This is a genomic window from Salipiger aestuarii (genome assembly GCF_003259905.1).
Classification (GTDB): domain Bacteria; phylum Pseudomonadota; class Alphaproteobacteria; order Rhodobacterales; family Rhodobacteraceae; genus Salipiger; species Salipiger aestuarii.
The window spans coordinates 97,306-117,836 of the sequence record NZ_QLMG01000009.1 but is presented as its reverse complement, the minus strand read 5'-3'; the positions used below and the strand labels follow the sequence as shown (position 1 = coordinate 117,836).

Annotated in this window: 23 protein-coding genes; 9 read left to right on the top strand and 14 right to left on the bottom strand. The window is 59.8% G+C overall.

What is annotated here, in order from left to right:
* Positions 1 to 215 precede the first annotated feature (215 nt).
* Positions 216 to 2,543 (bottom strand): heavy metal translocating P-type ATPase, encoded by a 2,328-nt coding sequence (locus tag ATI53_RS07330; protein ID WP_111550081.1) that lies wholly within the window; start codon positions 2,541 to 2,543, stop codon positions 216 to 218.
* Positions 2,544 to 2,759: 216 nt separating this feature from the next.
* On the opposite strand from ATI53_RS07330, the gene ATI53_RS07325 reads away from it, so the two are divergent.
* Together ATI53_RS07325 and ATI53_RS07320 are read left to right on the top strand one after the other, a co-directional pair.
* Positions 2,760 to 5,111, top strand: a complete 2,352-nt coding sequence (locus tag ATI53_RS07325; protein WP_190325599.1) for a heavy metal translocating P-type ATPase — start codon at positions 2,760 to 2,762, stop codon at positions 5,109 to 5,111.
* A gap of 61 nt (positions 5,112 to 5,172) precedes the next feature.
* The gene (locus ATI53_RS07320; protein WP_067293139.1) at positions 5,173 to 5,673 is read left to right on the top strand and encodes a L,D-transpeptidase family protein; all 501 of its coding nucleotides are present in this window, start codon (positions 5,173 to 5,175) and stop codon (positions 5,671 to 5,673) included.
* 25 nt (positions 5,674 to 5,698) lie between these two features.
* Here ATI53_RS07320 and ATI53_RS23225 read toward each other — a convergent pair whose 3' ends face one another.
* The 11 genes from ATI53_RS23225 to ATI53_RS07270 form a co-directional block, all read right to left on the bottom strand.
* A complete protein-coding gene (locus ATI53_RS23225) occupies positions 5,699 to 5,863 on the bottom strand; it encodes a hypothetical protein (protein WP_170134538.1) in 165 nt (54 codons plus the stop codon).
* Positions 5,860 to 7,395 (bottom strand): apolipoprotein N-acyltransferase, encoded by a 1,536-nt coding sequence (gene lnt, locus ATI53_RS07315; RefSeq protein ID WP_111550080.1) that lies wholly within the window; start codon positions 7,393 to 7,395, stop codon positions 5,860 to 5,862. The genes ATI53_RS23225 and lnt overlap by 4 nt, the downstream gene beginning before the upstream one ends.
* Positions 7,396 to 7,401: 6 nt before the next feature.
* On the bottom strand, positions 7,402 to 7,878 hold the full coding sequence (gene lspA, locus ATI53_RS07310) for a signal peptidase II (protein WP_067293102.1): 477 nt from the start codon (positions 7,876 to 7,878) through the stop codon (positions 7,402 to 7,404).
* Between the two features lie 3 nt (positions 7,879 to 7,881).
* Positions 7,882 to 8,664 carry a ZIP family metal transporter gene (locus ATI53_RS07305; protein ID WP_090270173.1) on the bottom strand — a complete coding sequence of 261 codons (783 nt, stop codon included), beginning with the start codon at positions 8,662 to 8,664 and terminating at the stop codon, positions 7,882 to 7,884.
* 10 nt (positions 8,665 to 8,674) lie between these two features.
* Entirely contained in the window at positions 8,675 to 9,127 is a 453-nt protein-coding gene (locus ATI53_RS07300; RefSeq protein WP_067293107.1) for a DUF411 domain-containing protein, read from the bottom strand.
* A gap of 20 nt (positions 9,128 to 9,147) precedes the next feature.
* On the bottom strand, positions 9,148 to 10,464 hold the full coding sequence (locus ATI53_RS07295) for a M23 family metallopeptidase (protein WP_190325601.1): 1,317 nt from the start codon (positions 10,462 to 10,464) through the stop codon (positions 9,148 to 9,150).
* Between the two features lie 29 nt (positions 10,465 to 10,493).
* A complete protein-coding gene (locus tag ATI53_RS07290) occupies positions 10,494 to 11,117 on the bottom strand; it encodes an SCO family protein (RefSeq protein ID WP_111550079.1) in 624 nt (207 codons plus the stop codon).
* An 8-nt stretch (positions 11,118 to 11,125) separates the two neighbouring features.
* Positions 11,126 to 11,557, bottom strand: a complete 432-nt coding sequence (locus tag ATI53_RS07285) for a copper chaperone PCu(A)C (protein WP_067293146.1) — start codon at positions 11,555 to 11,557, stop codon at positions 11,126 to 11,128.
* A 70-nt stretch (positions 11,558 to 11,627) separates the two neighbouring features.
* On the bottom strand, positions 11,628 to 12,290 hold the full coding sequence (locus tag ATI53_RS07280; RefSeq protein WP_111550078.1) for a DsbA family protein: 663 nt from the start codon (positions 12,288 to 12,290) through the stop codon (positions 11,628 to 11,630).
* Positions 12,287 to 12,730 (bottom strand): disulfide bond formation protein B, encoded by a 444-nt coding sequence (locus ATI53_RS07275; protein WP_007120864.1) that lies wholly within the window; start codon positions 12,728 to 12,730, stop codon positions 12,287 to 12,289. The genes ATI53_RS07280 and ATI53_RS07275 overlap by 4 nt, the downstream gene beginning before the upstream one ends.
* Entirely contained in the window at positions 12,727 to 13,335 is a 609-nt protein-coding gene (locus tag ATI53_RS07270) for an SCO family protein (protein WP_067293115.1), read from the bottom strand. Before ATI53_RS07270 ends, ATI53_RS07275 begins: the two co-directional genes overlap by 4 nt.
* A gap of 178 nt (positions 13,336 to 13,513) precedes the next feature.
* On the opposite strand from ATI53_RS07270, the gene ATI53_RS07265 reads away from it, so the two are divergent.
* From ATI53_RS07265 to ATI53_RS07235, 7 genes are all read left to right on the top strand, one after another.
* A complete protein-coding gene (locus tag ATI53_RS07265) occupies positions 13,514 to 13,942 on the top strand; it encodes a MerR family transcriptional regulator (protein ID WP_024099356.1) in 429 nt (142 codons plus the stop codon).
* Complete coding sequence (locus tag ATI53_RS07260) at positions 13,909 to 14,265, top strand: YnfA family protein (protein WP_205387933.1); 357 nt, start codon at positions 13,909 to 13,911, stop codon at positions 14,263 to 14,265. Before ATI53_RS07265 ends, ATI53_RS07260 begins: the two co-directional genes overlap by 34 nt.
* Positions 14,266 to 14,378: 113 nt before the next feature.
* On the top strand, positions 14,379 to 14,996 hold the full coding sequence (locus tag ATI53_RS07255; RefSeq protein ID WP_024099354.1) for a cation efflux transmembrane domain-containing protein: 618 nt from the start codon (positions 14,379 to 14,381) through the stop codon (positions 14,994 to 14,996).
* Between the two features lie 86 nt (positions 14,997 to 15,082).
* Positions 15,083 to 15,853 (top strand): transglutaminase-like domain-containing protein, encoded by a 771-nt coding sequence (locus ATI53_RS07250; RefSeq protein WP_067293121.1) that lies wholly within the window; start codon positions 15,083 to 15,085, stop codon positions 15,851 to 15,853.
* Positions 15,843 to 16,751: a cation diffusion facilitator family transporter gene (locus tag ATI53_RS07245; protein WP_093734380.1), complete on the top strand. Its 909-nt coding sequence runs from the start codon at positions 15,843 to 15,845 to the stop codon at positions 16,749 to 16,751. The genes ATI53_RS07250 and ATI53_RS07245 overlap by 11 nt, the downstream gene beginning before the upstream one ends.
* The gene (locus ATI53_RS07240) at positions 16,744 to 17,301 is read left to right on the top strand and encodes a methyltransferase family protein (protein WP_040652314.1); all 558 of its coding nucleotides are present in this window, start codon (positions 16,744 to 16,746) and stop codon (positions 17,299 to 17,301) included. Before ATI53_RS07245 ends, ATI53_RS07240 begins: the two co-directional genes overlap by 8 nt.
* Positions 17,302 to 17,409: 108 nt before the next feature.
* Positions 17,410 to 18,000, top strand: coding sequence for a L,D-transpeptidase (locus ATI53_RS07235; RefSeq protein WP_067293148.1), 591 nt, complete (start codon positions 17,410 to 17,412; stop codon positions 17,998 to 18,000).
* Positions 18,001 to 18,370: 370 nt separating this feature from the next.
* Here ATI53_RS07235 and ATI53_RS07225 read toward each other — a convergent pair whose 3' ends face one another.
* Positions 18,371 to 19,036, bottom strand: coding sequence for a L,D-transpeptidase (locus ATI53_RS07225; protein WP_067293124.1), 666 nt, complete (start codon positions 19,034 to 19,036; stop codon positions 18,371 to 18,373).
* 254 nt (positions 19,037 to 19,290) lie between these two features.
* On the bottom strand, positions 19,291 to 20,448 hold the full coding sequence (repC, locus tag ATI53_RS07220; RefSeq protein ID WP_240778556.1) for a replication initiation protein RepC: 1,158 nt from the start codon (positions 20,446 to 20,448) through the stop codon (positions 19,291 to 19,293).
* Between the last annotated feature and the right edge of the window lie 83 nt (positions 20,449 to 20,531).

Below are 20,531 nucleotides of genomic sequence, written 5' to 3'. Positions count from 1 at the left end.
AGCAATCGCTTTGCATGACCATCGAAGACCCTGAATCCACGCTTGAAATGGACGCATGGCCGATTTGCGCCAGAACAACGCCAATCAAAAGAGTAAGCAGAAAAAGGCGCGTTTTGAGTATCATCGGTCAGCTATGTTGGATTTCTGACAGACCAGCAATACACGTTTTGCTGAAATGGATAATTGACCGACTTCACGTTCAAATCGCGGACCCGCTAAAGCTTCAATCGCCTCAGCCTGAGAGCGTTTGCGATGACCGAGACTGAAGAAAGGCTCATCGCGGCTGCGGCGATCATTGGTGACATTAATAGGCCGAAGACCGGGTAGAGGACCCCTGCCGCGATTGGAACACCGAGCGTGTTATAGGCAAACGCCCAGAACAGGTTCTGGCGAATGTTGCGGATCGTCGCCACCGCCAGTGTCCGCGCCTTGACGATGCCGTTCAGATCCCCGCGCAACAGCGTGATGCCCGCACTTTCAACCGCCACGTCCGCGCCCGTACCCATGGCAAGGCCGACGTCCGCAGCGGCCAGGGCTGGCGCGTCGTTGACACCATCACCCGCCATCGCGACCTTTCTGCCTTCGGCGTGCAGCTCGTCCACCAGCGCCTTCTTATCTTCCGGCAGAACGCCGGCCCGAACCTCGTCGATTCCAAGCCGCTGCGCCACGGCCCTGGCGGTGCGTTCGTTGTCACCTGTCGCCATGATGATCCGCAGACCTGCCTCGTGCAGCACCTTGATGGCTTCGGCAGTCGACTCCTTGATCGGGTCGGCCACTGCGACGATGCCGGACAGCTTACCTTCAATGGCTACGAACATGGCGGTCTTACCCTCGGCCCGTAGAACATCTGCCGCTTCCTCCGCCGCAGATGTGTCGAGAGACATGTCGCGCATCATTGCGGTATTTCCAAGTGCGACAGCCCGCCCCAAGACAGTTCCGCGCACGCCTTTTCCGGTCACCGCCTCGAAGTTTTCGGCATTGCCGACCTTAATACCCTTCTCCTTCGCACCCTCCACGATGGCCTCCGCCAACGGGTGCTCCGAGCCTTTTTCCAGGGCGGCAGCTAGGGTTAGAATGGTTTCCTCGCTTTCGTCGCCCAGAGCGGCCACATCGGTCAGCTTCGGCTTCCCCTCGGTCAGGGTACCCGTCTTGTCCACGATCAGCGTATCGACCTTGGCCATGCGTTCCAGAGCTTCGGCGTCCTTGATCAGCACACCCGCCTGTGCACCGCGCCCCGCGGCCGTCGTGATCGAAATCGGGGTCGCCAGACCCAGAGCACAGGGGCAGGCGATGATCAGCACCGACACCGCCGAGGCAATGGCAAAGACCAGAGCAGGTTCGGGTCCGAAGCTCAGCCACGCGACGAATGCGAGCAGCGCGATCAGGACAACGGTCGGCACGAAGTAGGATGAGACCTTGTCGGCAAGACCCTGAATCGGCGCGCGGGACCTACGCGCGTTCGAAACCATCTCGACGATCTGGCTCAGCATCGTGTCGGCACCCACGCGCGCGGCCTCGATGACAAGGGATCCGTTCTTGTTGATCGTGCCGCCGGTGACGGTATCGCCGGGACCTTTTTCGACCGGCAGGGGTTCGCCGGTGATCATGCTCTCGTCGATGGACGACGTACCGTCCATGACCGTGGCGTCGACGGGGATCGCGTCGCCTGGGCGGACCCGCAGACGATCCCCCTCAACGATGTTTTCCAGCGGCGCGTCATACTCTGTGCCGTCGGGCAGGATACGTCGCGCGGTTTTCGGGGCCAGGTCGAGTAGTGCCCGAATGGCATCGCCGGTCCGTTCCCGCGCCCTCAGCTCCAGAACCTGCCCGACAAAAATCAGGGTGATGATGACAACGGCGGCCTCAAAGTAGGTGCCGACGCCCGCGCCCATCCGGTAGACCTCCGGAAACACGCCCGGAAGGAACGTAGCCACCAGCGAATAGATGTAGGCCGCACCGACACCGATGGCGATCAGTGTCCACATGTTGGGCGAGCGGTTCATGATCGACGCCCATCCCCGCTCGAAGAAGGGTTTCGCCGCCCATAGGACGATTGGTGTCGCCAACGCGAACTCGACATAGGTCGCCAGTTGATGCCCGATCCAGTCTCGGACGGGCAGACCGACCAACTCCCCCATGGTTAGGATGACCAGGGGAACGGCCGCGGCGGCACTGATCCACATGCGGCGGGTGAAGTCGGTCAGTTCCTGACTGGGTTCATCCGACGGTAACATCGGTTCCAGCGCCATGCCACAGATCGGGCAAGATCCGGGTTCATCACGTACGATATCAGGGTGCATCGGGCATGTATACTGCGCGCCTGCTTGTGACGTCATGCGACGATCCGATGCCTTGCCAGAGGCGTAGTAAACTGGATCAGCCTTGAACTTGGTATGGCACTTGTCGGAGCAGAAATAGAAAATTTCACCGTCATAATCTGCACGGCGTGCGTCCGGAGAAATTGTGACGGACATGCCGCACACCGGATCCACGGCATGATCCGACGACCGCTCTGACGCATCCTTGCCTACTATCTGATCCATTTCCCAGCCTTTCAAAAACTACACTGGGACCGCAAATAGTGCTTCCCGTAGATGGAAGGTCAAGTCCAATCGCCTCGCTGTCGCGCCCGAACAGTTCAGAGGAGGTACAGTGCTGATTGTGATGGCCTTAATCACAGAACATCCCAAGAAACTTCTTGAACCTCTAGCAACTGAAGCTCCTATCTTTGGCTCAACGCTTATTCTCAGAGGTTTCCCATGTCCCACGACGGTCCAGACACGCATCCGCACGGTCATCAGGATGATCGCAAAGACACAAAGGCTTGCTGTGGCCAGACGGCCGAAGACACCGCGCAGGTGGCAGCACCTCCACCATCCTCCGGACGCAGTTTTCGCGTTAACGGGCTGGATTGTGCGGAAGAGGTCGCGATCCTGAACAAGGTCGTCGGGCCGGAAGTCGGCGGCAGCGAGCATCTGGCCTTCGATGTGATCAACGGGCGCATGACCATCCTCAAAAGCGCCAAACCGCTCAGCGACGATAAGATCATCAAGATCGTCGGCTCGACCGGTATGAGCGCGAAGATGTGGGATGCCGAAAGCGCCGAAGCGGATCAGGCGGCGCATTTCGCACGTCAACGCCTCTTCACCGGACTCAGCGGCGGCTTCTGGGCCGCGGGGTTCCTTTACCACATCGTCGAGACGGGGGCGGGCGGCGCGCTGCGGCTCTTCTCCGGTCATGGCGAGACGTCTATGCCTCTGGTCGAGATGGGGCTGTTCATGCTGGCGGTGGTGTTCGGAGCCTGGCTGGTCGCCCCCAAAGCATGGTCCGCCGCGCGTAGATTGTCGCCTGACATGAACCTCCTGATGATCGTTGCCGTAGCCGGTGCGATCGGGCTGGGCGAGTTTTTCGAGGCGGCGACGGTCGCATTCTTCTTTGCTCTGTCCCTCGCTCTCGAATCCTGGAGCGTGGGGCGTGCGCGCAACGCGGTCTCGGCCCTGTTGGACCTGGCACCACCCACGGCGCGCGTCATTCGCGCCGACGGATCGGAGACCGATGTTCCTGCGGCTCAGGTTGCGATCGGTGACCGCTTCGTAGTGCGCGGCGGAGACCGCATCCCGCTCGACGGAGAGGTGACCGAGGGTCGCGGCGATGTCGATCAGGCTCCGATTACAGGGGAAAGCGCACTGGTCGCCAAGGAAACTGGCGACGAAGTCTATGCAGGGACGATCAACGGTGATGGCACGCTGACGGTCAGGGCCACCAAGGCCGCAGGCGATACCGTGCTATCGAAAATCATCCGCATGGTAGGCGATGCGCATTCGCGCCGGGCCGAGGTGGAGCAATGGGTCACGAAATTCGCCCGCATCTACACGCCCATCGTGATGGCGCTGGCGATTCTAATCGCCGTCGTTCCGCCGCTGCTGTTCGCGGGGGCATGGAATTACTGGTTCTACAATGCGCTGGTTCTTCTGGTAATCGCTTGCCCCTGTGCGCTCGTGATTTCTACGCCGGTCTCCATCGTCGCTTCGCTCGCGGCCTCGGCACGCAATGGCGTGCTGATCAAGGGCGGTGCCTATGTGGAGGCTCCGTCACGCCTGACAGCTCTGGCAATGGACAAGACCGGGACGATCACCATGGGAGAACCGGAGGTCGCGGGCCTGCATCCTTTAGGCGGCACGGTCGAACGCGACCTTCTGAGCGCCGCTGTCGCGTTGGAAGCCCGCTCTTCGCATCCTCTGGCGCGGGCCATCCTGGCGCGCGGCGAACGCGACGGGTTGAAGCAGTCGGCGGCTACCGACACCAAAACGGTGCCGGGCCGCGGTGTCGAGGGAACCTGGGAGGGTCAGCCCGTCTGGCTCGGCTCGGATCGATTTGCGACCGAGAAGGGGCTTGGCGAAGCGATCCCCCGCGACCTGCTGGAACGGATCGAAGGGGCTGGCAGCACACTCGTTGCCGTAGGCTCCGCGGACCGCCTGCTGGGCCTGATCGAACTGCGCGACCGCATCCGCCCGGATGCGAAGGTGGTCGTGGCACGCCTGCATGCCCAGGGCGTAAAAAAGATCATCATGCTGACCGGCGACAATGAACGCACGGCGCGCGCCGTGGCGGCGGAAGTCGGCATTGACGAGGTGCGCGCGGAACTGCTGCCCGAAGACAAAGTGACGGCAATCGAGGAACTCGTTGCCAACTATGATGTCGTGGCAATGATTGGCGACGGTGTGAACGATGCACCTGCCATGGCGCGGGCGCATTTCGCCATCGCCATGGGTGCGGTCGGATCGGATGCCGCCATTGAGACCGCCGATATCGCGCTGATGACGGACGACATCGCCAAGGTGCCATGGCTGATCGGGCATTCGCGCCGCACCATGAACGTCATCCATCAGAACATCGCAATTGCGCTTGCGACGAAGGCGCTGTTCGTCGGGCTGACAGCGTTCGGCATGGCAACAATGTGGGGTGCCATCGCTGCGGATGTCGGCGTTTCGCTACTGGTAGTCGCCAACGCGCTCAGGCTGCTCCGGGCCAAGAAGGACCGGCCGGACGGGTCCGGGGGAGAGCAAGTGGGAGAGAAGATGGCGCAGGGAGCCCTAGCCCACGGCCATTGATTGATCAGGCATACCGATACCGATATGAGTGGACAGGTAAAAAGATCGAGCGGACGACATGATGAAAACGACACGACGAACGGCACTCTTGGGCGGACTTGCACTTGGCCTTGCAGGGTGCGCCAGCAAATTCCGAACCTACGAGGGGCCCGAGGTCACCCGGTTGCAGATGTTCAAAGGTGACCGGAACCTGTTCCTGTTCGACAATACCTCGGTCCTGAAAGCCTACAGGATAGACCTCGGTTTCGCGCCCGAGGGGCCCAAGCGGTTCGAGGGTGACGGGAAAACGCCCGAAGGGGCTTATACCGTCGACCGACGCAATCCCGACAGTCTGTTCCATCTCTCCATCGGAATCTCTTATCCGAACGAGGCCGATATCGCCTTCGCCGCTGCACAGGGACGTGAGCCAGGCGGCGACATTTTCATCCATGGCGGGCCACGACCCGGGATCGACGCGATCAAGCCAGACTGGACGGCGGGTTGCATCGCGGTGTCGGACCGCGAAATTGAGGATATCTACGCGATGGTGCGGGACGGGACGCCAATCGACATATTCGCCTAGCGCCTATCCGGCCTTGGACGGCGGTTCATAGAACCCGTGCAAGAACGATCGAGGCGAACAACGCCAGGAGTCCGAATGCGATCGCGGAACTTGCCGCGTACTGGGCGATGTCCAGCCTGTTGCCGCCACGCTTCTTGGCGAGATATCCGCCCCATGCGGCGCCGGCCAATGCTCCGAAGATCACGATCACGGTGCCTTTTCCTTTCCAATAGTCAACCCAATGGCACCCGCGATGCACGCTGCCAAAACGAGCAGGAACATCATCTGCCCGTATTTCGCGAATGACGTGGCCGGGAGCGCAGCTGGCAAGCGGGCGTCCAAGAAGCCGGTCTCATCCAGCCCAAGGCGGGCGACGATGCGGCCGTACCCATCGATAACTGCTGAAATGCCCGTGTTGGCCGCGCGAACCATCGGCAGCCCCTCTTCGACCGCGCGCATCCTGGCAGAGGCCAGATGTTGCCGGGGACCGAGAGACGCACCGAACCAAGCGTCATTGGTGGCGTTGAATATCCAGTCCGGACGCGAAGCGGCGTCTACGACACGTCCCGGAAAAATCGCCTCGTAGCAGATCGAAAGGCCGACCGGAGATAAACCGGGTAGCTCAACGGTCTGAGGGCCGGGACCGGGAGTGAAGTCCCCAAGCCCAATTGTCAGTCGCTGGAGCGGAAGAAAACCCCGCAGGGGAACGTATTCCCCGAACGGCACGAGATGATGCTTGGCGTATCTCGTGACGATCCGTCCGGTCTGATCGACCGCGAGGATCGAATTTCTATAGCGTGTGCCAGTGCCGGCCGACTCGCGCGTCTGCGCACCGGTCAGAAGAACACGGCCCTCAGGCAGACGTTCGGCAATTTGATCCAACATTTCAGGATTCTCATCAAGATAACCGGGAAATGCACTTTCAGGCCAGAGAAGGACGTCGAAGCTGCCAGACTGCGCGGACAGGTCCAGATAGCGGGATATGTTCCGGTCGCGGAACGCGGGGTCCCATTTCTCCGTCTGAAGAATGTTTCCCTGAACGGTCCTGACGGTTGTGTCTGTTGGCGGTGTGGTGGCCATAAGGCGAACCGTACCGAGGGTTCCGGCACCCCCCACCACCGACATGAAAACAAATGCGGCGAACGCATTTTGCCGACGATTCCGCATGAGGAGCGTTACGGGCAGGACCGACAGCAGAACTGTGAGGAGGCCAAGTCCGTAGCTGCCAACCCATGCGGCCATTTGGCGTGGAATATCGTAGTCGGCCCACGTGTAGGCAATAAGGTTCCAGGGGAAGCCTGTCAGCATGGTGCCGCGCAGCCATTCCGAAACCGACCAGCAGACCGCGAAGATCAATGCGCCGGAGACACCTTTCGTCCTGCTCCATGCGAACGCTGCCATTGCCGCCGCTGGGAACAGCGCAAGGCCGGCGGCCAGTCCAGCCACCGCAGGAACGGCCATCCAGGCGAGCCGCTCCGGGTCGACGAAAAAGCTCTCCGCGATCCAGGACAATCCGAACAGGAAGTAGCCAACGCCGAACGCCCATCCGGCAAGTCCGGCCCGCATGCGGCTCTCTCCGACCGTGAGGAGATACAGCGCGCCAAACGCGACGGGCAAAAGCACCGGCATCGAGAATGGTGGCAGAGCGAGAACCGCCAAAGCGCCGAGGCCGAATGCACAGAATGTGAGGATGATACCTGACATTCCGGAAATGCGGAGAACAGTGATGCCGATTGAAATCACCGAGATCTATCTTGAGGTTTCGGACGCAGCGACCTTTTCGCGCCCCGAGAAGATCAGCAAAATCCCGACGCCGCAGACCACGAAGACATCCGCAAGGTTGAACGCTGGCCAATGCGCCGTTCCGAGATAGAAATCCAGAAAATCGGTCACCCCTCCAAAGCGAAGACGGTCCACGATATTCCCAAGAGCGCCGCCGATCACCATGCCGTAGGCAACCGCCTCGGCTGCCTGCGTTGCCCGGATCAGTGAAACGACGAGGAACAGAACGACGGCGGTGGCGACCAATGCAAGGACCCACCACGGCACATTTTGAAAGAACCCAAAGGTCACGCCGTAGTTGCGGTGGAAGATCAGGTTAAAGCCGGGGAATACAGCGACGCCGGTGGCGAGCGCTTCTGCGTTCGCAAGCACGAACGCCTTCGATGCCTGATCGGCGGCGAGCGCCGCGACAGCTGTACAAATGCCGATGGAACGAGTTGCCATGGATCACCCCAACCAGACATCGAGGAACAGCATGACGACGAGCCCGATCGCGAGCCCGGTCGTCGCCTGCTTCTGGTGGCCGCTGCGATGGGTTTCCGGGATGATCTCGTGACTGATGACGTAAAGCATCGCACCCGCCGCAAAAGCCAGACCCCAGGGCAGGAGAGGCTGCGCCACGACGATCACCGCGGCACCGAGAAAACCTGTGACGGGTTCGACCAGACCGGTCAGTGCCGCAATGCCAAAGGCGCGGCCCGCCGAGTATCGCTCGCCCAGTAGGGCGACTGCAACAGCCAGCCCTTCAGGCGCATTCTGCAATCCGATCCCGAGAGCGACGGGAAATCCGCCTGTAAAACCATCAGCTCCGAACGCAACGCCGACGGCCAAACCCTCCGGCGCATTGTGGATCGTGATGGCGATGATGAAGAGCCAGACACGGCGCAGCGAGACCGCCTCCGGGCCTTCGCGCCCGCTGCTGAAATGCTCATGCGGGATCATTTCGTTCATCATGGCGACCGCGCCCATGCCCATCAGGATCGCAGCACAGACGATCAGCGCCGGTATCGCGCCATCCCCGTATCGGCCCTCCGCTGCGTCGAGTGCCGGTATAATGAGAGAAAAGAAAGACGCGGCAAGCATGACCCCGGCGGCAAAGCCGAGCGAAATATCGCGCCATTTGCGTGAAGGGGTCTTGCCGAGAAGCACGGGCGTCGCCCCGACGGCGGTCATGAGACCGGCGGCCAGGCTGCCTAGAAAGCCCAGTGCGACTGGTGAGAGTGTTGTGATTTGCTCCACTTTAACTCGCCGGATAGGACGAAAAGATCTCAGTGGAGCCGTCGGATTTCACCAGAAAGACATCGTAGGCTTCGGCAGCGTCGCCGAAATCCATGCCGGGCGAGCCGATGGGCATGCCGGGCACGGCCAGGCCTATGGCATCGGGACGTTCTTCAAGCAGTCGAGTAATATCGGCTGGCGGAACGTGACCCTCGATGGTGTAGCCTTCGACGGTCGCCGTGTGACAGGAGAACATATCGACGGGAATACCGCGATCCATCTTCAGACGGATCAACGCCCCGCCCATATTCTCACCTTCAGGGGCAAAATCGGCCTCGGACAGCTTTTCCATCCAGGCAAGGCAACAACCGCAGCCGCGCGTCTTTCCGACGTGGATAGCGGTCTGGGCGGTCACGGCCGTCGCGGCAACAATCATGAGGGTCGCAGCCGCCAAGGTTTGAAACCTGTTTTTCATCGTAATTCCTGTCAAATTAGTCATGTGTCTTCGCGAAGAACGGTCACGAACCGTGTGCGCGTCGCTTCAAGGATTTCAGTGGCGTCCGCAGTGTCGAAATTTTCCACAGAGGCGAGCAATTCCTCCCCGAGCGGATCGATAGGTCGGCCGTCCACGCGCACTTCGTAGTGAAGGTTCGGAGCTGTCGCCGTGCCTGTCTCACCGACCTGGCCAATCGTTTCGCCCGCGACCACGCGGTTTCCGACGGCCAGACCCTCCGGCACAGCGCTGAGGTGCGCATAGCGGGTCATTGTGTCTGACCCGTGCGCGATCTCGACCACCCGGCCATACCCGCTCCGCCATCCGATGAAGGAGACCCGTCCGGGTGCGGTCGCTGCAATCGGTGTCCCCGCAGCGGCGGCATAATCGACACCTGTGTGCATCCGCAGATTGCCGTAGATCGGATGCTTGCGCTGCCCGAAGACCGACGACAGTCGTGCGCCTTCCACCGGCGGCGCGACCGTCCGCAGGATTTCATCATTCAAATAGACCGTTGCCCGCCCGCTGTCTTCGGCTGACCAGAGGATTTCGAAGCGGTCGTCGGCCAGATCGAGGGCCGCATAGGAGATTGACGGTTGACCGACCTCTGAACCATCGCGAAGGACGGTCTGACCCCAAAGAATATTCAGGGTCTCTCCGCCTTGAAGATCCCTGCGAAAGTCGACCGTTTCCCCGAGGATTTGTGCGAGATCGACGGCAAAACGGGCCGGGACGCCTGCTCGATCCAGCGAAGCGTAGATCGACCCGTTTACCAGCAGCTGGCTCGCACGCTCGACTGTCAACGCGCTCGGCGTTACCGTCCGACTCGCAATGGTGTCGTCCAGGGTGACTTCGATCCGCACACCGTCAACGACAGCCAACGTCACAACGGATGGCGTGCCGTCCGGGCGAAAGTCGACGCTGAGACGATGGCCCGGTCGAAGGCGGCGCAGGTCGTATTCAACCGTCAGTGCCAGTGCGACTTCGGTCCGTGTTTGCGCATCCATGTCCGCGAGAGAGAGAAGCACGTCCAATGTGTCACCCGCCTCGACCGTCGCCTCCCAAGGCGGCGTGGCGAGGGCCTGAACAAGCGCCATCAGATTATCTGGCTCGGCCCGTTCCAGTGCGGGAAACTCAGGCGGCTGAAAAGCGGCCGGAAGCATATTCGGCATCGTCTCGCCAGATGCGTTGACGCCTGGTCCATCGAGAGGTTCGGGTGGACTGTCCAAGGCTTCCGGAGCCTCGGAAAAGATGTACTCGGGCGGCGCCTCCAGGATCAAAGCCCGGCTCGCTATCGTGCTGACCGCTGCCGCGGCCATTGTCGTTCCCAGAACGATATGTCTCAGTTTCAAGATTCTGCCCTCTCGGTTCTGTTCTGCATCGCGCGCCTTATCTTCGGCACGGCGAATTCGCGTGGTTCGTGATAGTCGATGGTGGTGACGAAGCGACCTGTTGCATCGAACAAGAAAACACCCGCCGTGTGGTTCATCGTATATTCGCCGTTTTCCCCCTCAACCTTCTCATAGGTGACACGGAAACAGTCGGCGATGGCGGCGATCTGGTTGGGCGGGCCCGTCCATCCCTGAATCTGCGGATGGAAATACGAGACATACTCGGCCATGGTCTCGACCGTGTCGCGGTCCGGATCTACGGTGATGAAAACGGTATTCAGGTCTTCGGCGTCCGGCCCAATCTCGTCGAGCCATCCGGAAATGTCCGAGAGGGTCGTCGGGCAAACGTCGGGGCAATAGGTGAATCCGAAGAAGACCAGACTCGGCTCGCCGATGAGGGTTTCCGGGCCGACATCCCGACCATCCTGATCCGTCAGGCTGAATTCCATAGCAGTCAGCGGTAGAGACCGCTTGCCCGGCGCGGCGTCAGCGCCAGGCCCATCCACCTGCCACCAGCCGACAAACAGGGCGGCAAAGACCGCCGCCGCCCCGATCGCTGCGATTTTGGCCACCCTCATCATCAGCCGGATCAGCCTTCGGGGCCGCGTGCGCCGATGCCAAGGACCGGGACGGTGATTTCAAGCTCTGTTCCATCGGAAAAGAGCAGGGTCAGCGGAAAGGTCTCCCCCTCGACGAGCGGAGATTGCAGTTGCATGAGCATGGCGTGATATCCGCCGGGTTCAAGGGCGAACATACCCCCGGGCGGGATCACGATATCGTCCGCCGGAGCCATGCTGCTGACGCCGTCAGAATTGGTTCTGGTTTCGTGGATCGAAGCCATGCCGGAGATCTCCGCGCGAAGACCGATAAGGGAGATCGGATCGCTGCCCTCGTTCCGAACGGTCAGATAGGCCCCGCCGGGCCGCGACATTCCAAGGCTCGCGCGCGCCCAGGGGCTCTCGACCACAATCGATGCGTTCTCTGACAACTGCTGCGCTGAGGATGCCATTGGCAAGCCCATCAGAAGGGCGACAGACAGGCTCTGGATTGCCTTTGCGAAGGTTTTGAACACGTTGGGTCTCCTGTTCGTTCTAGTTTGTTGCCGCAGCCTCGACTTCGGCTTGGACGAGCGACAAGAGCTGCTCCGCACTGAACTCTGGCAAAGGCTTACCGTTGACGAAGAACGTCGGTGTGCCCTGAATTCCGACAGCTTCGACGTCGGCCCGGTCCTGATTGAGGACGCCGACGATGCTGGGTGACATGATCTGATTTGCGGCGGCTTCTGTGTCCAAGCCCGCCGCTCCGGCGATCTCCATGATGCGCTCCGCTGCCGGAGCGCCGTGAGAGGCCCAGGCGGGCTGATTTTCAAGCAGCGCTTCCAGCACGGGAACAAAAACGTCCTGCAACCGGGCCGCTTCCAGCACCTTGATTGCCAGCTCGGACCCCTCGCCGTGGAACGGAGTGTAGCGCATGACGACGCGCACATCGTCGGGGTATTGCGTCAGTATCTGCTTCACGATGGGATGGAAGGCGCGGCAGGCCTCGCAGGCCGGGTCGAAGAACTCCACGATGGTCACTGGCGCATCCTCACGCCCGAGTATGGGAGAATAGGACCGAACAAGACGATCCTGTTGTTCCAGCGGAGCGGCTGTCGCCACCGGGGTCGGATCGGGGCGCGATACGAACCAGACACCAGCCACGAAAACGGCCAGTACCAGAGTGAGTATCGCGAGCAGAAGTGTCTTTCGGTTCATATTGATATCCGTCGAAGTTGAATGAGAAGGACAAGGATTGCCCCGAACGTCAGCAGGGAGAGCAGAGGGATTGGCAGGCCAAGGATCAGCATCGCGTCATCGGTGCAGGATGGCCCGGACGCCGTGCAGGGGACGATCGGCGCCGGCACGATCCCTGCGTAAAGCAGGGAATGGTAAAGGGCGACGGCACCACCCAGAACCGCGAGCGGCGCGGCATAGCGCCAGATCGAGAGGTCGGCGCGCCACGCCGCCACCCCGAGGATGATCGCGAGCGGAAACATGAAGGCACGCTGGAACCAGCACAGATTGCAGGGGGTCTGCCCCAGAACCTCTCCGATGAAGAGCACGGCAAGCGACGCGGACAAGGCGACGAACCATGCCGCGAAGAGGAAAGCCACCGGGCTCGCGGCGCTTGGCGTTGCGTCTGGGCTAGCTGTCACGCGCCGATCCTTTCGCGAAGATCAGTAACGATCAGTCCGGGTTCCTCGTCGTATTCGTAGATGCGGACAAATTCGCTTTCCGGATCGAAGAGAAGGAAGGACGACGTATGCCCCATCGTATAGCCGTCGGGCGCCGAGGCTTCCTCGATCTTCTGGTAGTAGATCTTGAAGGTCTCGGCAGTGCGTTCGATTTGGTCCGGCGGTCCGCTCAACCCAAGGATCCCCTGACCAAACTGGGGAACGTAGTTGGCCAGAGCACTTGGCGTATCCCTTTCCGGGTCAACCGTGATGAACAGGGGCTGGACGGCGGAATTTTGGGTGCCGAGCTCGTCCATGACCTGCGCGATGGTTGCGAGCCCCATGGGACACACGTCGGGGCAGTTCGCAAATCCGAAAAAGACGAGCATCCAGCGCCCTCGGAAATCCTCGTCGGTCTGCACCATACCGGTATGGTCCGTCAGCTCAAAATCCGCAGTGAAACTCTCGGCCTCAGGATCAACACGCGCGGCGACCGGTCCCTGATTGCGTTCAGTCATCCAAAGCGTGGCTGACACCGCCGCAGCGACAACCACTGCCGACCAGAGAACTATCCGGACCTTCTTCATTGCTTGCGCTACCCACCTGTTCAGTTTGTCTGTGCGCGGGATACAAGCTACAGCAGATAGAGGTTCAAGCGAAAAGTTACTTTTTGTTGTCCGAAGTCACGCCAAAGTGAAACCTTTGTCTTTTCAATGGAGTTGTCTCTTCAGTAAGCTACAGTCTTTGTAGATTGAAGGATCGCACATGCTGGCAATTGGAACACTCTCGCGGAGAACCGGAACCAAGGTTCAGACGATCCGCTACTACGAAGAAATCGGTTTGATGAACGAGGCCGGAAGGACCGCAGGCGGCCAGCGCCGTTACTTTGAAAAGGACCTCGACCGGCTGGCTTTCATCCGGCACTCACGCCAGCTCGGATTTTCGCTCGACTCCATCCGGGAGCTGCTGGACCTCTCGGACAACCCGTCCCAATCCTGCGCGGAGGCGGATTCGATCGCGCGTCGGCAACTCCACCAAGTCGAACAGCGGATCAAGCGTCTGCAAGCGCTTAAGAAGGAATTGAAACGCATGGTCGCCGAATGCGACGGTGACAGCGTTGCGGAGTGCAAGGTTCTGGAGGTCCTTCGAGACCATGCGGAATGTCTGACCGAGCACGACGAGATTGGGGCTTGAACGTCGCAATTGCCTATCCGCTAGCTGCTGTCGCAGAGATCAGCGGGTGTTTCGCTATCTGGGCGTGGTGGCGTCTTGGGGCATCACCGCTCTGGCTCGCACCCGGCATATTCGCGCTCGCGCTTTTCGGCTGGTTGCTGGCGCAGGTCGAAACCAGCGCAGCGGGCCGCGCTTTCGCAGCCTACGGCGGCATCTACATCGGGGCCTCCATGCTCTGGATGTGGTTCGTCGAGGGCCAGCGACCTGACAGATGGGACTTCATAGGGACGTCTATCTGTTTGATCGGTGCCGCGATTATTCTTTCGGTGCCGAGAGAGACGTAGATAAATTCTCTTGGATCTACAGTCGCTAGAGGTTCTATATATCTTTTTGATAGCGGCATCCGAAGAGGGCGTTTCTGCCCCCTTTCTTAGAAATCGGAAGGTTTGCCAGTTCGATGGTCGAAAGCGAATTCAGCGGGAAGAATGAAAAAGAGCGCCAGACGCTCTGGATTGTTCTCGGTCTCAATCTCGCAATCGCTGCGGGGTTCTTCGCCACGGGAGCTATCGGCGATTCCAGCGCCCTGATCGCCAATGGTCTCGACAACACATCCGACAGCCTCGTCTATGGCATCAGCCTACTGGCCTTGTCCCGGTCGTCGAAGTGGAAGCGGGGTGCCGCGAACGTATCCGGCGGATTGCTTCTGATCTTTGCGGTTGGCATTCTGATTGACGCTTGGCGGCGCTATGTCGGCGGTTCCGAACCGCTCGGAACTCTGATGATCGCAATGTCGCTGATCGCTGCGGTCGTCAACCTCGCCTGCATCTGGCTGCTCGGGCGACTGAAGGAACCGGACGTGAACATCCGGGCCGCCAACACCTTCAGCCTCAACGATTTCGCATCGAACGGCGGCATCCTGATCGCGGGCGGTCTCGTTTGGTGGTTGGGCAGCAACTGGCCCGACCTCGTTGTCGGGGTCGCGGTGGCTGGCATCGCGGCGTGGGGCGGCATAGGCATCCTGCGGGACGCGCATGACGAGCATCACAAGGCAGTTCACAATCACCAACCAGAATAGTCTCTCGCGTCGCGACAAGATAAAGGTTGAAGCTACAGTGACTGTAGAAACTATCATCTCTGTATAGTTGATTCTAGGAAACGCTCATGACCCCTGTTGACCCGCTGCTTTCGTCGACGCCACTCTTGGATTTCAGGCATCCTTCACTTGCCGCTCTGATCGCCGACCGGGGGTGGGGAACCTTGCCGTTGCATGATCGAATTGGTGCAATCTACGACTTCGTGCGAAACGAGATCGACTTTGGCTATAACCGCGCCGACGACATTCCTGCCTCTGAAGTACTCGACGACAGGTATGGACAATGCAACACGAAGGGAACGCTGCTGATGGCGCTTCTACGCGCTGTCGGCGTAAGATGCCGCTTGCACGGCTTCACAATCCACAAAGCGTTGCAACGGGGCGTCGTGCCTGAACTGATCTATCCGATCGCACCCGCAGAAATCCTCCACTCATGGATCGAGGTCGAGACCGAGGCAGGATGGGTCGATCTTGAGGGCTTCATCCTCGACACACCCTTCCTGTTGGCCCTGCAGCGGTCGTTTCCCGAGACACGGTCCCTATGCGGCTACGGTGCCGGGACCGACTGCTTGAGCGCACCGCCAGTCGGATGGACGGGGGAGAGTACATATATCCAGAAGACCGGCATCGCCCGCGATTTTGGAACATTCGATAATCCTGACATGTTTTATGAGCACCATCGTCAGGCGTTTGGCCCCCTGCGCGACTGGATCTATCGGCACCTCATTCGCCATTGGATGAATGCCCGCGTCAGGGCGATCCGCGCTGGTCGTTTGCCAAGCGTTCCAGGGCTCAGCCGGCCAAACCACGGCCATGAGGAGGCTTCTCGTGCCGCATGATCATGCCCATATGGAGCCTAAAGAAGGCGACCGGCGGGTTGCCATTGCCATCTGGGCAAACGGCCTCCTGACGGTCGCGCAGATTGTCGGCGGGATACTATCCGGCAGCCTCGCGCTGATCGCGGATGCCATCCACAACTTCTCCGACATGGCGTCGCTCGTCATCGCATTCGGCGCGCGCAAGATCGCGCGCCGCCCGGCCGATGCGAAAATGACCTTCGGATATGGCAGGGTCGAGATCGTCGCCGCGCTTATCAATTATACCTCGCTGATCATCATCGGCCTTTATCTGGTCTATGAGGGCGCGATGCGGTTTGTTGATCCGCCCGAAGTCGCGGGTTGGACCGTGGTCATCCTGGGCAGTGTGGCGCTGTTCATCGATACCCTCACCGCGTGGCTGACCTATTCGATGCAGAAAGGCAGCGTGAACATCCGGGCGCTGTTCCTCCACAACCTCAGCGATGCGCTGGCGTCTGTGGCCGTGATCGTCGGTGGCGTTCTCATCCTTCTCTACGATGTCCGCTGGGTTGATCCGGCGATCACCATCGGGATTGCCGCCTATATCCTCTGGCTCGCCTTCAGCGAGATCGGTGGCCCGATCCGCACCCTGATGTTGGGAAGCCCGCCCGATATCGACACGGACAAGGTTATCGCGGCCGTGGAGGACGTGGACGGAGTCGAGGAAGTTCATCACGCACATTTCTGGCAGATGCAGGAGCATCGTGCGGCGCTCGATACCCACGTCGTAATCGCCGAGGACCGCTGGGATGACCTCGAAAACATCAAGACGGCAATCAAGACCCGCCTCGACGAGGAATTCGGGATCGACCACTCAACGCTGGAGTTTGAACGCTCAGCGACCAAACATCGGGACGCACACAGGTATGGTCATGGGTGACCTCAAAACCGTGGTTCTCGTGCTGGGTTGTGCGGCCAATCTGTTGCTGGTCGCGGGTATACTCTGGTCCATGTTCCAACCGGAGCGACGAGTCTGGCCGCCGATTCACTCTACAGGAGCCCACAAGATTGTCGTCTGGGGACTTACGTGCGTCGGCTTCGGATCTGCCATCGTTTTGGCTCTGCTAGAATGGGGTGAGCTCGACTTCCCATGGATCATACGTTGGGGTCTAGGGCTTTGTCTGATCGTTCTGGGCAATGCCGTTGTCTGGTCCGGTGTGATGCAACTTGGGATGGCGGCGACGAGTGGTGATGAAGGCGTTCTGCGGACCCGTGGCCTTTACCGGTTCTCCCGCAATCCTCAGTATGTGGCTGACATGGCGATCCTCATCGGGATCGGACTGCTCTCCGCCTCGATCCTCGCGTGGCCAGTGATTATCACCGGCGTTACTGCATTGGCACTCGCGCCCTTCGCTGAAGAGCGCTGGTTGATTGATCGCTACGGGGAAGCTTACCGAGGCTACCTCCGCACAACCCGCAGGTTTCTCTGACAGCATAAGGACAGCTGATCTCACGGCTTTGTGAGTGGCAGCCTGTTGAAGCTCTAGTGGGTGGAGGTCCGAGAATAGTCCAAACAGATAAAATTTGAGGTTTTCATGATGAAACGAGCGAACGACATGTCAGTCACGCGCAGGGCTGCGCTCCTGGGGGCCGCCGCAAGCGGCTTGGTTCTCGGAACCGGCAGGGGAGTGGCACAGACAAACGAGGGTCTGGCGACACCGGCGGTGCGAAGCAATATTTCCGGGTTTAGGGTTGCGTCCTGGCAAGATCATTTTGACAACCTGCGGAATGGCGCGATTCTCTGCGACATTGACTCCCGCGCGGTGCAGTTCTGGTCGGAAGACGAAAACGTCTACAAGCTTTACCCCTCCAGCGTCCCTCTTACGGAGGAGTTGACGCGGCGCGGTTACACCGAAATCGTTCGCAAGGTGGATGGCCCGAGCTGGCGACCTACGCCGTCGATGAAGGAGCGCAATCCCGAATGGCCGGATTTCGTTGGCCCTGGCCCCGACAATCCCCTTGGAACACACGCCCTTTATCTGTCATGGCAGTACTACCGCGTTCACGGCACAGGTGACACGCGCAAGATCGGTCGACAATCGTCGAACGGCTGCATCGGCCTCTACAACGAACATATCGAAGAGTTGTTTGGATTAGCCGAGGTTGGTACTCAGGTTAAGTTGTTCTAAGGGCGGAAATTTTAAATATGCGAATTCATCTTGGCTTACTTCTCCCAGCAGCGTTTTTGTTGGGAGCGTGTTCCGCTTCTATTCCTGGCGGGCCCGACACTGCACAAAACAGACCACTGCCGGATGCAGTCGTCGCTATGGCCGCAACGGGTCAGGATCTTCAGTCCGCGCGCCTTTTGCCGGAAGACGGCTGCTACTGGTATCTGCACAACGGTCCCGTGGAAGTTACCCTGGTGCCGCTCCGAACCCCTCGCGGAAATCCGATTTGTACCGCGCCGGCGGCCTAGCGGGGTTCAGTAATCCGAAGTGCTCCCCGGCTAGGATAAACTCCCGTCACTTTCCCTGACCGATGGTGCTTTGGTACACGGCCTCAGCTTCCCGCAGTGACACTGTCCTCGGCCGAGTAGAGGAAAGCCGTCGAACCAATATCGACGTTGGGATAAAGCTCGTTTATGTGCGCCATGACCATTCTGACGCAGCCGGAACTTGCACGACCGCCAATGCTTCTCGGCTGTGGCGTACCGTGAATGCGGAGATAAGTGTCCCGGTCGCCGAGAAAGAGATAGAGAGCTCGCGACCCAAGCGCATTCTTAGGTCCGGGCTCCATACCGTCGGCGATATCAGCGTAGAGTTCTGGGTCGCGGTCGATCATGTTCTGCGTCGGCTGCCAATGCGGCCATCTGACTTTACGCTTGATCGTGTATGTACCTGGTTCGTACAGATCACCACGAGCAATGGCGACGCCATAGCGCATGGCAGTCCCGCCCTCCTCGATCTGATAAAGGTAGCGCGCAACCGCATCGACATGAATGTCGCCCGGTGTCAGCCGGTCTTTCGCGGCCACCCGGGTCGGGAGAAACCGCGGATGTAAGCCCCAGGGGTTCGAGGTTGCCGGGTCAAAGCCGGGCGGCGTCACCTGTGCGTCCCAGGCAACCTTCTGCGATTCGGTCGGCCAGGTATTTGCCAGCACCGGGCTGGCAACCGGAGCAGAAAAGAGGGCGGCGGTGGTCATCACGAAATGTCGTCTAGTCAGCATACTATACTCTTCCAGCTTTGTCTGGCGAATGCCGTGACACGAGAAACGGCGTTTGATGTACCATAGAACCTCTACCAACTAGAGCTTCAAGGAGTTTCTTCTGACACAGATTGATTGCTCGGCTTCTACATCTTGTCGCGTGGTCGATGGCGATTATTCGAGCACTTAATATAAATTACAGTCGTATTTTACATAAACTTCATTACCAGATTTTCAGCGCGTTTTTGGGCAAGTACAGTTGCGGGTTGGAAACTCTACCTCACCCCATTGCGCCGTTTTTGCAGAGCCGCAACGCTTGCATCGAAGTCCAGCCTTCCTGCCTTGGCTCGACGGATCAGTTCGCGCATCAAACCGCCAGGATTGCGAACAGGGTAGCTCGGGTGATCTCGCTGCGCATCAACCAATAGTAGGCAGAAAGCCAACCCGTGGTCGCCCAAGGTGCTCTGGCCCTCGTGCCAAACTGAAGCATGGATATCGAGCATCGGCAGCAACGCCCAGGCAGCCTCGATGATGTCGCGCTCTTTGAGAGGTCGGTTCTGATCTCGGCTCGCGTCAAGCATCATGCGTAAGCCGTCGCCGGCAATGCGATATAGATTCTCTGGCGTCAGAGCGGGTGGCGCGGGGCAGGAAATTGATGATGGCGGTTCACTCTGTGCGATTTCCGCGTGTCTTTCAGAGTTATCCACAGCGGGCGGCGTCTCTACAGTTTGAGTTTCTTCTCTGGTGTTTTGTGTAAAGGGCCGGAAGTTTTCCACTGGCTGGTCGGAAGAAAGCCCATGGTTTTCAAGCCAATCTTCAAGGCTGTTGCACAGATCGGAACTGACCTTCAAATGGGCGTTGAGCCGCTCCAGACCGAGACGGCTTAAAGCATCGCTGCGTGGCCATTTATCGAAACTGGCGAGAATCTTGACGATCTCAGGATCTTTGATAGCCGAGGAGGGCAGGGCGGCGATGCACCGTTTCATGTGACGCAAACGAAGGGACCGAAGATCCTTCAAAGCGCGCAAATGCCTCCGTTCCGCACGGAGCCGATCGCGAAGGGCTATGAACTCTTCCAGTCGCGCGATCAGCGGAGTCAGTATCAAGCCTAGGCCAGCGCGACCATAGCGGGCCCCATTCGCCGCGACACGTTTCACGATCAGCCCAAGCTTGGCCAGCGCGGCCTCATCCGTTCGCAACTGGCGCGACGTCTTGCCAAGTTCGACCGCTGCGAGATCTTGCGTGCCAAAAAACACCGGTTCACGATGGGGAGAGGTCCAGTCGGATGCGCGGGTCCGCCCGATGATGTAGTTCAGAACTGCGAGGCGCGCCGGGCGCAGGCCTATATGCGGGGCAACCTCTGAAATTAGTGCCATAACAGCACCTTTGGTCCAGCCTTCCGGCAGGGTGAGATGGGTTTGGATCACGTTCACTGTCTGGTCCTTGTGAATTGGGACAAGGCTGCAACAGGGCATCCGTGTCCCAGCGAGCGACACGTTTTTTCATTGCCTTGACT